Here is a 14,300-nt window from a genome sequence, read left to right as displayed (position 1 = left end):
TTCGGCACGTTGCACTTCCCGGGGTCTTCCGTCGTGATCACCGCAGGCGAGCGTATCCGTGACCACCCACCGAATCGTCAGTACCCCGCCGGAACCGATAGGCTTTGAGCCGACACGCGACCTACCCACAACAGCACACGCGGCCGAGGAGTCACCCGGATGAGCACCACCCAGAGCGAGAGGCTGCGCGGACTGCTTGAACCGCTCGTCGCCGCGCGAGACCTGGATCTGGAAGAGATCGAGGTGACACCGGCCGGCAAGAGCCGGGTGCTGAGGATCGTGGTCGATTCCGACGAGGGCGTCCAGCTGGACGAGTGCGCCGAGCTGAGCCGCGAGGCCTCCACGGTCCTGGACGACACCGATGCCATGGGCGGCGCCCCGTACACCCTTGAGGTGTCCTCGCCGGGCGCCGACCGGCCGCTGACCGAGCCGCGGCACTACCGCCGCGCCGTCGGCCGCCTGATCAAGGTCCGTCTCCACGAGGGCGGCGACCTGGTGGCGCGGATCATCGCCCTCGACGAGACCGGCCTCGACCTTGAGGTGCCGGGTGTCAAGGGGCGCAAGCCGACCGCGCGCCGGGTGGCGTTCGAGGAGATCGCCAAGGCGCGGGTCGAGTTGGAGTTCAACCCCAAGTCCGCGCGGCCCGCCCAGCACGAGGCGCCGCAGGACGAGAAGAACGCACAGCAGGACGAGAAGATCGACGAGAACAAGGAGGAGGCGTAGCCGTGGACATCGACATGAGTGCCCTGCGGGGTCTGGTGCGGGAGAAGGAGATCTCGTTCGACCTGCTGGTCGAGGCGATCGAGTCGGCCCTCCTCATCGCGTACCACCGCACCGAGGGCAGCCGCCGCCGGGCGCGGGTGGAGTTGGACCGCAACACCGGGCACGTGACGGTGTGGGCGAAGGAGGACCCGGAGGACCTGGAGGAGGGTGCCGAGCCGCGCGAGTTCGACGACACCCCGTCGGGCTTCGGGCGGATCGCGGCGACCACCGCCAAGCAGGTCATCCTCCAGCGGCTGCGGGACGCCGAGGAGGAGATCACGTTCGGCGAGTACGCCGGGCGGGAGGGCGATGTCGTCACCGGCGTCGTCCAGCAGGGCAAGGACCCCAAGAACGTCCTGGTAGACATCGGCAAGCTGGAGGCCATCCTGCCGGTGCAGGAGCAGGTCCCGGGCGAGGAGTACACGCACGGCACGCGGCTGCGGTCGTACGTCGTCCGCGTGGTCAAGGGCGTCCGCGGTCCCTCGGTCACCCTGTCGCGCACGCACCCCAATCTGGTGAAGAAGCTGTTCGCCATGGAGGTGCCGGAGATCGCGGACGGGTCCGTGGAGATCGCCGCCATCGCGCGGGAGGCCGGGCACCGGACGAAGATCGCGGTGCGGTCGACCCGTTCGGGGCTGAACGCCAAGGGCGCGTGCATCGGCCCGATGGGCGGCCGGGTGCGGGCCGTGATGGCCGAGCTCAACGGCGAGAAGATCGACATCGTGGACTGGTCGGACGACCCGGCCGAGCTGGTGGCGAACGCGCTGTCGCCGGCCCGGGTCAGCAAGGTCGAGGTCGTGGACCTCAACGCGCGCTCCGCGCGGGTGACGGTGCCCGACTACCAGCTCTCGCTGGCCATCGGCAAGGAAGGGCAGAACGCCCGGCTCGCGGCGCGGCTCACCGGCTGGCGGATCGACATCCGGCCGGACACCGAGCACGCGCCGGTGCAGGATTGAGCCCACGCGGCAGAGCGCGGGGCGGCGGCGGACGAAAAGAAGTGGTGCCGCGCCGTCCCGCGGGGAATTGTTGAGCATGGATCGGGCTTTACCCCATCGGGGTGGAGCGGCCATGGGGAGGTAGACTTAATCAGTGTCTGGCCGGACGCATGCCCGCGCATGCCCTGAGCGCACATGTCTGGGGTGCCGGGAGCGAGCGGCCAAGGGCGATCTGCTGCGCATCGTGGCGATCGAGGGCGAGTGCGTCCCCGATCCTCGCGGTACGCTGCCCGGCCGGGGTGCTTATGTGCACCGGACACTGGTCTGCCTCGATCTGGCGGTTCGCCGCCGGGCGTTCCCCCGGGCCTACCGGGGCCGCGGCCCGTTCGAGACGGCGGAGTTGCGCCGGTTCATCGAAGGGGGCGCGCGTTGAGCAGCCGCGATGGCGACAAGGCACAGCAAGAAATGCACAGCGCACGGAAAACCGTGCGGTCAGGTACCTCGCGAGTCGGAAGTAGGTCGAGATTGCGATGAGCACTCGATGAGTACGCGATGAGTACGCCCATGAAGTAGCGACGGTCCGGTGGACACCCCGGACCTAGAAGGAGCGAAGTGGCTAAGGTCCGGGTTTACGAACTCGCCAAGGAGTTCGGCGTTGAGAGCAAGGTCGTCATGGCCAAGCTCCAAGAACTTGGTGAATTCGTCCGTTCGGCGTCCTCGACGATCGAGGCGCCGGTTGTTCGCAAGTTGACCGACGCGTTCCAGGCGGGCAGCGGCGGCGGCCGTTCCGCCGGCAAGCCCGCGGCGCCGCGCAAGTCGGCCCCCGCGAAGCCGTCCGCGCCCACTCCGGCGCAGGCGGCGCGTCCGGCTGCCCCGAAGCCGGGCGCCCCCAAGCCGGGCCCCGTGGCCCCGGCTGCCCCTGAGACCCCCGCGGCCCCTGTGGCCCCGGCTGCTCCTGAGGCCCCTGTGGCCCCCGCGGCAGCCAAGCCTTCCGCCGGCCCCACCCCGGGCCCGCGGCCGACCCCGGCCCGCCCCGCGGCGCCCAAGCCCGGCCCGGCCGCCCCCGCGCAGCCGGAGTTCCAGGCCCCGCCGTCGCCGGCGCCCGCCGCGCAGCAGGGTCCCCGTCCGGGTGGCACCCCGGGCCCGCGTCCCGGCGGCCGTCCGGCGCCCGGCCAGGGCCAGCAGCGCGGTGGCAACGCGCCGCGTTCCGGTGGTCAGGGCGCGCGTCCGGGCGGTCCCCGTCCGGCCGGTCCGCGTCCGGGCAACAACCCCTTCACCTCCGGTGGCTCGACGGGCATGGCCCGTCCGCAGGCCCCGCGGCCCGGTGGCGCCCCGCGTCCCGGCCAGCCCGGCCCGCGTCCGCAGGGCGGCGGCCAGGGTGGTCCCCGTCCGCAGGGCCAGGGCGGCCAGCGGCCGTCCCCCGGTTCCATGCCCCGCCCGCAGGGTGCGGCGCCCGGTGGCGCCGGTCCGCGTCCCGGCGGCGGTAACCGTCCGAACCCGGGCATGATGCCGCAGCGTCCGGCTGCCGGCCCGCGTCCGGGCCCCGGCGGCGGTGGCGGTCGTCCGGGCGGCGCCGGTCGTCCCGGTGGCGGCGCCGGTCGTCCCGGTGGCGGCGGCTTCGCCGGTCGTCCCGGTGGCGGTGGCGGTGGCGGTCGTCCGGGTGGCGGCGGCGGTTTCGCCGGTCGTCCCGGTGGCGGCGGTCCCGGTGGCGGTGGCGGCGGCTTCGGCGGTCGTCCCGGCTTCGGCGGTCGTCCGGGTGGTCCCGGCGGCCGTGGTGGCACGCAGGGTGCGTTCGGCCGTCCCGGCGGTCCGGCGCGTCGTGGTCGCAAGTCGAAGCGGCAGCGCCGCCAGGAGTACGAGGCCATGCAGGCCCCGTCGGTGGGCGGCGTCATGCTGCCGCGAGGCAACGGCCAGACCGTTCGCCTCTCGCGCGGTGCCTCGCTGACGGACTTCGCGGAGAAGATCAACGCCAACCCGGCGTCGCTGGTCCAGGTCATGCTGAACCTGGGCGAGATGGTCACCGCGACGCAGTCCGTCTCCGACGAGACGCTGCAGCTCCTCGCGGACGAGATGAACTACGTCGTCGAGATCGTCAGCCCGGAGGAGGAGGACCGCGAGCTGCTCGAGTCCTTCGACATCGAGTTCGGCGAGAACGAGGGCGGCGAGGAGATGCTCGCCTCGCGTCCGCCGGTGGTGACCGTCATGGGTCACGTCGACCACGGTAAGACCCGCCTGCTGGACGCGATCCGCAAGACCAACGTGGTCGCGGGCGAGGCCGGTGGCATCACCCAGCACATCGGTGCCTACCAGGTCACGACCGAGGTCAACGACGAAGAGCGTCGCATCACCTTCATCGACACCCCGGGTCACGAGGCGTTCACCGCCATGCGTGCCCGCGGTGCGAAGTCGACCGACATCGCGATCCTCGTGGTGGCGGCCAACGACGGTGTCATGCCGCAGACGATCGAGGCCCTGAACCACGCCAAGGCGGCCGACGTGCCGATCGTGGTCGCGGTCAACAAGATCGACGTCGAGGGTGCCGACCCGACCAAGGTGCGCGGTCAGCTGACCGAGTACGGCCTGGTGGCCGAGGAGTACGGCGGCGACACCATGTTCGTCGACATCTCCGCCCGCCAGGGCACCAACATCGAGCAGCTGCTCGAGGCCGTCGTCCTCACCGCGGACGCCGCCCTCGACCTGCGGGCCAACCCCGACCAGGACGCCCAGGGCATCGCGATCGAGGCTCACCTCGACCGTGGCCGTGGTGCCGTGGCCACCGTCCTCGTCCAGCGCGGTACCCTCCGCGTCGGCGAGACGATGGTCGTCGGCGACGCCTACGGCCGGGTCCGGGCGATGCTCGACGACAAGGGCAACACCGTCGAGGAAGCGGGTCCGTCGACCCCCGTCCTGGTCCTGGGTCTGACCAACGTCCCGGGCGCCGGCGACAACTTCCTGGTCGTCGACGAGGACCGCACGGCCCGTCAGATCGCCGAGAAGCGCGCGGCGCGCGAGCGCAACGCGGCCTTCGCCAAGCGCACCCGCCGGGTGTCGCTGGAGGACCTGGACAAGGTGCTCAAGGCCGGCGAGGTCCAGCAGCTCAACCTCATCATCAAGGGCGACGCGTCCGGTTCGGTCGAGGCCCTGGAGTCCTCGCTGCTCCAGCTCGACGTCGGCGAAGAGGTCGACATCCGGGTGCTGCACCGCGGCGTCGGTGCGGTCACCGAGTCCGACATCAACCTGGCGTCCGGCTCCGACGCGATCGTCATCGGCTTCAACGTGCGGGCCGAGGGCCGCGCCACGCAGATGGCCGAGCGCGAGGGCGTCGACGTCCGGTACTACTCGGTCATCTACCAGGCGATCGAGGAGATCGAGGCGGCCCTCAAGGGCATGCTCAAGCCGGAGTACGAGGAGGTCGAGCTCGGTACGGCGGAGATCCGCGAGGTCTTCAAGTCGTCCAAGCTGGGCAACATCGCGGGTGTGCTCATCCGCTCCGGCGAGGTCAAGCGGAACACCAAGGCCCGCCTCATCCGCGACGGCAAGGTGGTCGCGGAGAACCTCAACATCGACGGTCTGCGCCGCTTCAAGGACGACGTCACCGAGATCCGCGAAGGCTTCGAGGGCGGTATCAACCTCGGCAACTTCAACGACATCAAGGTCGACGACGTCATTGCGACCTACGAGATGCGGGAGAAGCCGCGCGTCTGACGGACGTGACAGCCCGCGCGTAGCGCGGACCGCCCGGGGAGGTGGTCGGGCGACGGGTGGGCGGCTGTCCGCCCGCCGCACGACCCACCAGTGAGGGTGGCCGGGCGGCGGGCGGACCGGGGCCGGTCGGCGGGAATATCCCGTCGATCGGCCCCGGCCGTTGCGTGTACGGTTTCGAAATGACACGTACGCCCCCGGTGCGGGGCGTGCCCTCCAAGGCCCCACGGGTGGCTTTACCCGTCATGCATGTACGTAGGGACACTGTCCTTCGACCTGCTTCTCGGCGACGTACGGTCGTTGAAGGAGAAGCGCTCCGTCGTCCGCCCGATCATCGCCGAGCTGCACCGCAAATTCGCGGTGAGCGTCGCCGAGGTCGGGGACCAGGACCTGTACCGCAGGGCCCGTATCGGCCTGGCGGTGGTGTCCGGGGACACGGGGCATCTGACCGACGTCATGGACCGCTGCGAGCGCCTGGTCGCCGCACGGCCCGAGGTGGAGCTGCTGTCCGTACGCCGGCAGCTGCACGGCGACGACGACTGACCGCGCGACCGGGCAGGCCGTCGTCGGTGGAAGCACAATTGTGGAAGACAAGAAGGAGACGGACCAGTGGCCGACAATGCGCGGGCGAAGAAGCTGGCGGACCTCATCCGGGAGGTGGTCGCCCAGAAGCTGCAGCGCGGCGTCAAGGACCCGCGGCTCGGTACGCACGTGACCATCACCGACACCCGGGTCACCGGCGACCTGCGGGAGGCGACGGTCTTCTACACGGTCTACGGCGATGACGAGGACCGGGCGAGCGCGGCCGCCGGGCTGGAGAGCGCCAAGGGCATCCTCCGCTCCGCGGTCGGTGCGGCGGCCGGCACCAAGTTCACGCCGACGCTGACGTTCGTGGCGGACGCGCTGCCGGAGAACGCCCAGACGATCGAGGACCTGCTCGACCGGGCCCGGGCCTCGGACGCCAAGGTGCGCGAGACCTCCTCGGGCGCCAAGTACGCCGGTGAAGCGGACCCGTACCGCAAGCCGGGCGGCAACGAGGACGACGAGGACGCAGCGGCAGAATGAAGCGGCAGAGCAACAAGCCGGGCGGTCTTGTCATCGTCGACAAGCCGTCCGGTTTCACTTCGCACGACGTCGTGGCGAAGATGCGCGGGATGGCCCGCACCCGCCGGGTCGGGCACGCCGGCACGCTGGACCCGATGGCGACCGGGGTGCTGGTCCTCGGTCTGGAGCGGGCCACCAAGCTGCTGGGCCACCTCGCGCTGACGGAGAAGGAGTACGTCGGCACGATCCGGCTGGGCCAGACCACCGTCACCGACGACGCCGAGGGCGAGATCACCGCGTCCAAGGCGGCGCACGGCCTGGCCCGCGAGGACATCGACGCCGGGGTCGCCCGGCTCTCCGGTGCGATCATGCAGGTGCCGTCCAAGGTCAGCGCCATCAAGATCGACGGCAAGCGCTCCTACAAGCGGGTCCTGGACGGCGAGGACGTGGAGATCCCGGCCCGGCCGGTCACCGTCTCCTCGTTCCTGGTGCACTCCGTGCACGAGGGCGAGGCCGAGGACGGCACCCCGGTGACCGACCTGCTGGTCTCCGTCGTCTGCTCCTCGGGCACCTACATCCGCGCCCTCGCCCGTGACCTGGGCGCCGGGCTCGGGGTCGGCGGCCATCTGACGGCGCTGCGCCGCACCCGCGTCGGCCCGTACAAGCTCGACCGGGCGCAGACGCTGGAGCAGCTCCAGGCGGCCGTCGACGCCCCGGAGGGCGACGGGCTGCCGGTCATGCCGATCGCGGAGGCCGCGGACGCCGCGTTCACCCGCTGGGACGTGACCGAGGCGCAGGGCCGGCTGCTGCTCAACGGCGTGCGGGTCCCGATACCGCGGTTCGAGGGCGACGGTCCGGTGGCGGCCTTCGGGCCGGACGGGACGTTTCTGGCGCTGGTGGAGAACCAGGGCGGGCGGGCCAAGAGCCTGGCGGTCTTCGCCTAGGCACTCTCCCGGGGAGGGGTGGTGGAACGCGGGCCGCGCGGACGGGCGCGAAGCCTTCGGCTCGCGCTCCACCATCCCCCTCGTTGACTCTCTGTCCCGCACCGTGTGGCGTTTCACCCCACCGAGCGGGCGCCCGGAGTGCATCACGGCGCGGACGGGGGCGCGTGTGCCGATCACCCTGGTGCGACGATCACGGTCTGTCTGCCGTCATCGCTGATGAGCACGGATCGTGACGGCGGGGAGGTGCGCGGAGGGTGATGCCGGATGCCGGCAGCCCGGTGCGCGGGGACGGGCACGGGATCGCGTACGGGGTGGGCCGCCGCGCTGCCGGACGCGCTCGCCGAGGGCGAGTCGGCGGCGGTGCGGCGGGTCGGGGGCCGGTGGGGGAGCGGTCCCCGGTGGCGGGGCCGGGTGCCGCTGAGGGGCCCGGCGGGTGCCGGTGTGCGCGGCGGCCGGTGGCCCGACGGGGGCGCGAGCTGGCCTGTGCAACAGCGGCCAGGCCACCCTTCGCGCGAAGCCGTAAGCCGGGCATGGCAGTCTTAGACCTGCGCCATGCTGAAATGGCGCAGTGGACGGACAAGAGTTCGGGCGAGGAGCGGGCACAGTGCAGCGCTGGCGTGGCTTGGAGGACATCCCCGAGGGTTGGGGACGCAGCGTCGTCACCATCGGCTCGTACGACGGGGTGCACCGCGGCCACCAATTGATCATCGGGCGGGCCGTGGCCCGCGCCCGCGAGCTGGGCATCCCGGCCGTGGTCGTCACCTTCGACCCGCACCCGAGCGAGGTGGTCCGCCCCGGCACCCACCCGCCGCTGCTGGCACCGCACCACCGGCGGGCCGAGCTGATGGCCGAGCTGGGCGTGGACGCGGTGCTGGTGCTCCCGTTCACCAAGGAGTTCTCCCAGCTGGCGCCCGCCGACTTCGTGGTGAAGGTGCTGGTCGACAAACTGCACGCGCAGGTCGTCGTCGAGGGGCCGAACTTCCGCTTCGGGCACAAGGCCAAGGGCACCGTCGAGACCCTCGCCGAGCTGGGCCGGACCTACGACTACACGGTCCAGGTCATCGACCTCTTCGAGCGCGGCACCGTGGGCGACGGCGTGCCGTTCTCGTCCACGCTCGTGCGCCGGCTGGTCGCCGAGGGCGACGTGGTGGGCGCCCGGGAGGTCCTGGGGCGGCCGCACCGGGTCGAGGGCGTGGTCGTCCGCGGCGCGCAGCGCGGCCGCGAAATGGGCTTCCCGACGGCCAATCTGGAGACCCTGCCGCACACCGCGATCCCGGCCGACGGGGTCTACGCGGGGCTGCTGCACGTCGAGGGCGAGGCGATGCCGGCGGCCGTCTCGGTCGGCACCAACCCGCAGTTCGACGGCACGGCGCGGACGGTGGAGGCGTACGCCATCGACCGGATCGGGCTCGACCTGTACGGGCTGCACGTCGCGGTGGACTTCCTCGCCTACATCCGGGGCCAGGAGAAGTTCGAGACGCTGGACGCGCTGCTGGAGCGGATGGCGGTGGACGTGAAGCAGGCCCGCGGGCTGATCGCCGAGTCGGGGCCGGCGTAGCGCACACCGCGTCCCAGGGACGGCGAAGGGGCGGGGCCCGGCAGTCAACTGCCGGGCCCCGCCCGTTCGTTCACACCCCGCTCGTGCCGGGGCGCCCTCACTTCCGTGAGGCGCGCACCCCTTGGGCGGGCTGCCCGCTCACTGCGGTGGCGGCTGCTGTGTCCAGCCGCCCTGCTCCGGCAACGGCGCGTCCGGGGCGGGCTGTTGCTGCCAGCCGGCCGGCGGCTGGCCCTGCTGCTGCGGCTGCTGCCAGCCGCCCTGCTGCGGCGGGTAGCCGGCCGGGGGCTGGCCCTGCTGCGGGACCTGCTGGCCGTACTGCTGCGCGTACGGATCGCCGGCCATCGGCTGCTGCTGGGCGTACGGGTCGCCGGCCGTCGGCTGCTGCTGGGCGTACGGGTCGCCGGCCATCGGCTGCTGGCCCATCTGTGCCTGCTGTGCGTACATCCCCTGTGCCTGCTGCTGGCGCGCGAAGTCCTCGGCGACCAGGGCGGAGAGGTTGAAGTACGCCTCGCGGGTCTTGGGCCGCATCATGTCGAGGTCGACCTCGGCGCCGGCGGCGAGGTGCTCGTCGAAGGGCACCACGACGACACCGCGGCAGCGGGTCTCGAAGTGCGACACGATGTCCTCGATCTTGATCATCTTGCCGGTCTCGCGGACCCCGGAGATGACGGTGATGCCGCGCTGCACCAGATCGGCGTAGCCGTGCGCGGAGAGCCAGTCCAAGGTGGTGCTGGCGCTGCTCGCACCGTCCACGGACGGGGTGGAGATGATGATCAACTGGTCGGCGAGGTCGAGGACTCCGCGCATCGCGCTGTAGAGCAGACCGGTGCCCGAGTCGGTGAGGATGACCGGGTACTGCTTGCCGAGGATGTCGATCGCGCGCCGGTAGTCCTCGTCGTTGAACGTCGTGGAGACGGCCGGGTCGACGTCGTTGGCGAGGATCTCCAGGCCGGAGGGGGCCTGCGAGGTGAACCGGCGGATGTCCATGTAGCTGTGCAGATGCGGGATGGCCTGGACCAGGTCACGGATGGTGGCACCGGTCTCGCGGCGGACCCGTCGGCCGAGCGTGCCGGCGTCCGGGTTGGCGTCGATCGCCAGGATCTTGTCCTGCCGCTCGGAGGCCAGGGTGGCGCCCAGCGCGGTGGTCGTCGTGGTCTTGCCGACGCCGCCCTTGAGGCTGATCACCGCGATCCGGTAGCAGGAGAGCACCGGCGTGCGGATCAGCTCCAGCTTGCGCTGGCGCTCCTCCATCTCCTTCTTCGCGCCCAGCTTGAACTTGGACGGCTGGGCGTTGGCGCCCGGCTTGCGCTTCTTGGGTTGGTTGCGCAGCAGCCGGTCGGAGGTCAGCTCGACCGCTGCGCTGTAGCCCAGCGGCGCACCCGGGGTGGCGCGCTGCGGCTGCTGCTGGCCCGGCTGGGAGTACTGGGCGTAGTTGGCCGCCGCGTTGGGGTCGCCGAACTGCTGGCCGGGGAGCTGCTGTTGCTGGGCCTGCTGCGGCTGTTGGGCCTGTTGCTGCTGCTGGGCATGCTGCGGCTGCTGGGGGTAGCCCTGCTGCTGTGCCTGCTGTGCCTGCTGTGCCTGCTGTGCCTGTTGGGCGTAGCCCTGCTGCTGGGGCTGCTGCTGCGGGTAGCCCTGCTGCGGATAGCCGTAAGCGGGCTGCTGCGCCTGAGCGTTGGGCTGCTGGTACTGCTGCGGCTGCTGGGGATAGCCGTAGGCGGGCTGGGGGTAGCCGTAACCGCCCTGCTGCTGCGGCTGCTGCGGAGCCTGCTGGGGGTAGCCGCCCTGCTGGTGCTGCTGGTGCTGCTGGTGCTGCTGCGCCTGCTGGGGGTACCCCTGCTGCGGGGCCGGCTGCTGGGGCTGGGCCTGCTGCGGCTGAGGCTGGGCCTGCTGCTGCGCCATCCGCGGGTCGGCGGGCTGGAACTCCGGTGGGAGCGGCGGCAGTCCGCCCTGCGCCGGGGCACCCTGCGCGGGCATGCCCTGCTGCTGACCGTCCGCGCCGGCCCAGGGCGCGCCCTGCTGCGGCATGCCCTGCGGTGCCCCCTGCTGCGGCGGCATCCCCTGGGGGACGACGCCCTGCTGCGGCAGCCCCTGGGCGGGCGTGCCGTGAGCGGGAGTGCCCTGCTGTGCCTGCGAGTTGGGCTGCTGCGGGGCCTGCTGCTGGTCCTGGGCGGACTGCGCGACGGGCTGAGCGGGCGCAGCGGCGTCCGCGGTGGCCGCGGCGGCGGTCTCCGGTCCGGGAGCCGGCGCGGGCTGCTCCGCGGGGCCTGTGGCGCCGTCCTCGGACGCGGTGGGCGCGGCCTCCGGCTGCGGTGCCGCGGCGGCCTGCGGCTCGGCCGCCGGCTCCGCGTCATCGTCGTCGTCCCAGAGGGAGGCGGAGGGGTCCGGGCCGGTGCCGGAGCGGACGTTGTCGCCGCTGCCGGACGGGGCGGGGGCCGACGGGCCGTCAGCCGCGGCGGGCGGGCCGTCGGCGCCGGCCGCGCCGGCGTCCTGCGGACGCAGCGTCGGGAAGCCGGGAGGCGCGGCCGGACCGGGCGCACCCTGCTGCGGGACACCGGGGACGCCGGGGACGCCGGGCGCGCCCTGCGCGGGCCCGGACAGCGGCTGGCCGGTCGGCGGCGGCGGACCGGCGGTCTGGGCACCGGCGGCGGGCGTCCCGGAGGAGCCCGCGCCGCCGCTGGTGTCGTTGCTGCCGTACCAGGCCGGAGCCGCGAAATCGATCTTGAACTCGCCGGTCAGGTCGAACTCGGACTGGTCGTCGTCAGGATCGTTCCCGTCCGGACGGAAAGCCTCCTGGTCCTTCACTGTGCCTCCTGGTCTACTGCAACGCACCTGAACGGCAGGACCGGATACAGGCGGATCGATCGGATGGAGCGGAATTCGGAGCACGCCACCCGGGGTTGTGCCACCACTGCTTTAAGTCTCCGTCCCCCGTATCGACTGCCGTTGTGCACTGCCGACGTGATGTGCTCCTGCGGCTCTCCCCACAGCCTAATCAACAGTCGGCCCATAACGGCAGTCGATGCCCTGTCGTCTTCAAGCCCGGTCGGGACGAGCGACGGGCGCACCCCCGTGGATGCGCCCGTCGCTCGTCTCCGGCGGCCGGCGCACGGGACGCCCGCGGACAACCGGCCGGTGTGCACGGTCAGTCCATGCGGCGCGGCCCGCCCAGGAGGTTGGTCTCCGCCTCCGTCGGCTGGGTCATGACGAACTGGTGGTCGCCGTCCCGGCGGCACCACAGCATGGCGTTGTCACTCAGCGTCGGCAGCACCGCGCCGACGTTCTCCGGCAGGCGCATGATCCGCGTCACCACCTCCGCCTCCTCGGGCGAGAGGCGTTGCAGGCCGACCAGGTCCATCCGGCCGAGCATCTGCGGCGCGCGCGGGCCGAGGAACGGAAGCACCGTCAGCACGGTCTGCCAGGGGCTCGGCGCGAGCTGGTTGCGCGGCGGGCGTGCGCCCATGTCGCGGACGACCAGGACGGGGCTGGAAACCGACGGCCCCTGCGGTGCGATCTGCCGCACGTCGAAGACCGAGACGCACTGCTGTCCGCCGCCGGCGGCCTGCGCCATCTGGCCCCAGGCCGGCGGCCGGGCGGTCTCCACCGCGACCCGGGCGCCGGTGGCGACCGTGCGCAGCGCCAGCACCTGCGCCATCCACATGCTGCCGACCAGGGCGATCTCCATCGGCGCGGGGCGCAGCAGGCTCAGCACGGCGGGCTGGTTCTGCGGGTCGATGCCGATGATGACGCCGTCGTCGCCGACCGGCAGGGTCAGCGAGGCCAGCGACTCCGCCGTCAGGACGTGCGGGCTGCGGCGCGGGCCGCGCAGCCCGAAACCGGCGCGCGGCTTCGGACCCGTCGGCTCGGACTGCTCCTCGTCCGGGCGCGGCTGGTGCGAGACCCGGCCACCGGAGACACCCTGGTTCGTCGGGGTGCGCCAGCCGTCGCTGCTGACGTTGACACGGGGCTGATACGTGGGAGTGCCCATCAGCGGGTACCTCCGAGGGGAAGCGTGGCCAGCAGGCCGGGCAGCTGCTCGCGGTCGAGCCGGACCAGCCCGACCTTGACCGAGCCGGAGCGGCGCTCCAACTCGTCCTGCGCGGCGGTGAGTTCGTTGTCACTGCGGGTCGACAGCCGGATGTAGCCGGAGATGGCCGGCAGGCGGCCGCCGCCGTGCGTCGCGGTCAGCGCGAAGGTGCTGGCCATCGCGCGGGTGCTGGTCAGCAGCTGGGTGATGGCGGCCAACGGGGCGCCACCGGGGCCCAGTTGGGGCCACCGGCCGATCCAGTACGTGGAGTGCCAGCGGTCGTCGCAGCGCATGGCGCGAGTGGTCTCCTGGGTGCGGCGGGCGGCCCGGCCGTCCCGGCCCATCGCGCCGTTCGCGGCCCGCGGGCTGACGCACACCGCGGTGCCGACCGCGGCCACCACCTCGCGCTCGTCGAGCACCCTGGCGCGCACGCCGCGCGCGGTGAGCCGGCTGACGAGCTGGTCGGCGGCGCGCAGCAGGGAGCGCTGGGTGCCGCCCATGCCGCCGCCGCGGGCCTCGATCGCCTCGGCGCACAGCTCGGGGTCCAACTTCAGCGCGATCCAGGTCAGTTGGACCGCGGGGGGCTGCGACTGGGCCTGGAGCGGTGCGTAGGAGCGCGCGGCGACGGCCTGCTCGGGCAGGTGCGGCGCGGGCGCGGGCTGGGTGTACTGGACGAACTGCACCGACTCCAGGTGGATGTCCTCGACGTCCAGCGCGGTGTGCAGCAGCTCCAGCGGGACCATGTGGCTGCCGCGCTGCGGACGCAGCGGTTCGTCGCGGGCGTCGACCTGGACGATCGCGGTCAGGAACGTGCCGTCGCCGACGAAGCCGACGGAGCGCTGCTCGTTGTCGGTGTACTCGTAGGTGCGCAGCGCCGGGTCGCACTCCACCACGGGGGCGAAGGCGGGGTCGACGCCCTGGGTGGCGGAGGTGTTCTCGCCCGCCTGCTTGCCGCGGCGGTTCATCGCGCGCACGGTGGTGATCCACTCGGGCAGCGGGACCTTGCGGCGCCGGCCGAGCGCGAAGACGACCAGGACGGCGGCCACCACCACGGCCACCGTCACCGCCACCGCGTTGTGCATCGACAGGCCCACCAGCACCAGCGCCGCAGCGAGTTCGATGATGGCCAGCTGTTGGACGCGGACGCCGCCGATGGTTCCGGCCTGTTGGCGCAGCCGGGGCGACACCGGGCCGGCCGCGCCCCGGCCGTCACCTTCTCTGCCGCCCGCAGCCGTACCGTTCTGGCCCCCGTTTCCCGCGTGTTGCGGTGCCGCGGAAGGCTGTTGCTGCTGTTGCCGCCCGTTGCGGCGTCGAGCCCTGGTGGCGCTGGA

Annotated in this window: 11 protein-coding genes; 8 read left to right on the top strand and 3 right to left on the bottom strand. The window is 72.6% G+C overall.

Annotation, left to right across the window (positions count from 1 at the left end; genetic code table 11):
* The first annotated feature begins 159 nt into the window (after window positions 1-159).
* The 8 genes from rimP to ACIQE0_RS17395 all read left to right on the top strand — a co-directional run bounded on the left by rimP (window position 160) and on the right by ACIQE0_RS17395 (window position 8,945).
* A complete protein-coding gene (rimP, locus tag ACIQE0_RS17430; protein WP_366339234.1) occupies window positions 160-723 on the top strand; it encodes a ribosome maturation factor RimP in 564 nt (187 codons plus the stop codon).
* A gap of 2 nt (window positions 724-725) precedes the next feature.
* Window positions 726-1,718: a transcription termination factor NusA gene (gene nusA, locus ACIQE0_RS17425; RefSeq protein WP_366339236.1), complete on the top strand. Its 993-nt coding sequence runs from the start codon at window positions 726-728 to the stop codon at window positions 1,716-1,718.
* 133 nt (window positions 1,719-1,851) lie between these two features.
* Window positions 1,852-2,130, top strand: coding sequence for a YlxR family protein (locus ACIQE0_RS17420; RefSeq protein WP_100599520.1), 279 nt, complete (start codon window positions 1,852-1,854; stop codon window positions 2,128-2,130).
* A 179-nt stretch (window positions 2,131-2,309) separates the two neighbouring features.
* Window positions 2,310-5,402 carry a translation initiation factor IF-2 gene (gene infB / locus ACIQE0_RS17415; protein WP_402332882.1) on the top strand — a complete coding sequence of 1,031 codons (3,093 nt, stop codon included), beginning with the start codon at window positions 2,310-2,312 and terminating at the stop codon, window positions 5,400-5,402.
* 246 nt (window positions 5,403-5,648) lie between these two features.
* Window positions 5,649-5,942 (top strand): DUF503 domain-containing protein, encoded by a 294-nt coding sequence (locus ACIQE0_RS17410; RefSeq protein WP_384098639.1) that lies wholly within the window; start codon window positions 5,649-5,651, stop codon window positions 5,940-5,942.
* 66 nt (window positions 5,943-6,008) lie between these two features.
* On the top strand, window positions 6,009-6,464 hold the full coding sequence (gene rbfA, locus ACIQE0_RS17405) for a 30S ribosome-binding factor RbfA (protein WP_366339242.1): 456 nt from the start codon (window positions 6,009-6,011) through the stop codon (window positions 6,462-6,464).
* Window positions 6,461-7,387: a tRNA pseudouridine(55) synthase TruB gene (truB, locus tag ACIQE0_RS17400; protein WP_402332878.1), complete on the top strand. Its 927-nt coding sequence runs from the start codon at window positions 6,461-6,463 to the stop codon at window positions 7,385-7,387. Before rbfA ends, truB begins: the two co-directional genes overlap by 4 nt.
* 604 nt (window positions 7,388-7,991) lie before the next feature.
* On the top strand, window positions 7,992-8,945 hold the full coding sequence (locus ACIQE0_RS17395; RefSeq protein ID WP_366339246.1) for a bifunctional riboflavin kinase/FAD synthetase: 954 nt from the start codon (window positions 7,992-7,994) through the stop codon (window positions 8,943-8,945).
* A 138-nt stretch (window positions 8,946-9,083) separates the two neighbouring features.
* Here the strand turns inward: ACIQE0_RS17395 and ACIQE0_RS17390 are convergent, their stop codons facing one another.
* From ACIQE0_RS17390 to eccE, 3 genes are all read right to left on the bottom strand, one after another.
* On the bottom strand, window positions 9,084-11,747 hold the full coding sequence (locus ACIQE0_RS17390; RefSeq protein WP_402332875.1) for an SCO5717 family growth-regulating ATPase: 2,664 nt from the start codon (window positions 11,745-11,747) through the stop codon (window positions 9,084-9,086).
* Between the two features lie 340 nt (window positions 11,748-12,087).
* Window positions 12,088-12,930, bottom strand: a complete 843-nt coding sequence (locus ACIQE0_RS17385; protein WP_366339250.1) for a hypothetical protein — start codon at window positions 12,928-12,930, stop codon at window positions 12,088-12,090.
* Window positions 12,930-14,156, bottom strand: a complete 1,227-nt coding sequence (gene eccE / locus ACIQE0_RS17380; protein WP_402332871.1) for a type VII secretion protein EccE — start codon at window positions 14,154-14,156, stop codon at window positions 12,930-12,932. Before eccE ends, ACIQE0_RS17385 begins: the two co-directional genes overlap by 1 nt.
* Between the last annotated feature and the right edge of the window lie 144 nt (window positions 14,157-14,300).

The organism is Streptomyces sp. NPDC093097 (assembly GCF_044754325.1).
Classification (GTDB): Bacteria; Actinomycetota; Actinomycetes; order Streptomycetales; family Streptomycetaceae; genus Streptomyces.
The sequence above is the reverse complement of the archived record's forward strand: the minus strand, read 5'-3'. Positions and strand labels throughout refer to the sequence as shown.

Coding starts and splice junctions, on each gene's coding strand:
- truB (WP_402332878.1), top strand. CDS start 6,461: ATGAAGCGGCAGAGCAACAAGCCGGGCGGTCTTGTCATCGTCGACAAG.
- ACIQE0_RS17410 (WP_384098639.1), top strand. CDS start 5,649: ATGTACGTAGGGACACTGTCCTTCGACCTGCTTCTCGGCGACGTACGG.
- rimP (WP_366339234.1), top strand. CDS start 160: ATGAGCACCACCCAGAGCGAGAGGCTGCGCGGACTGCTTGAACCGCTC.
- ACIQE0_RS17385 (WP_366339250.1), bottom strand. CDS start 12,930: ATGGGCACTCCCACGTATCAGCCCCGTGTCAACGTCAGCAGCGACGGC.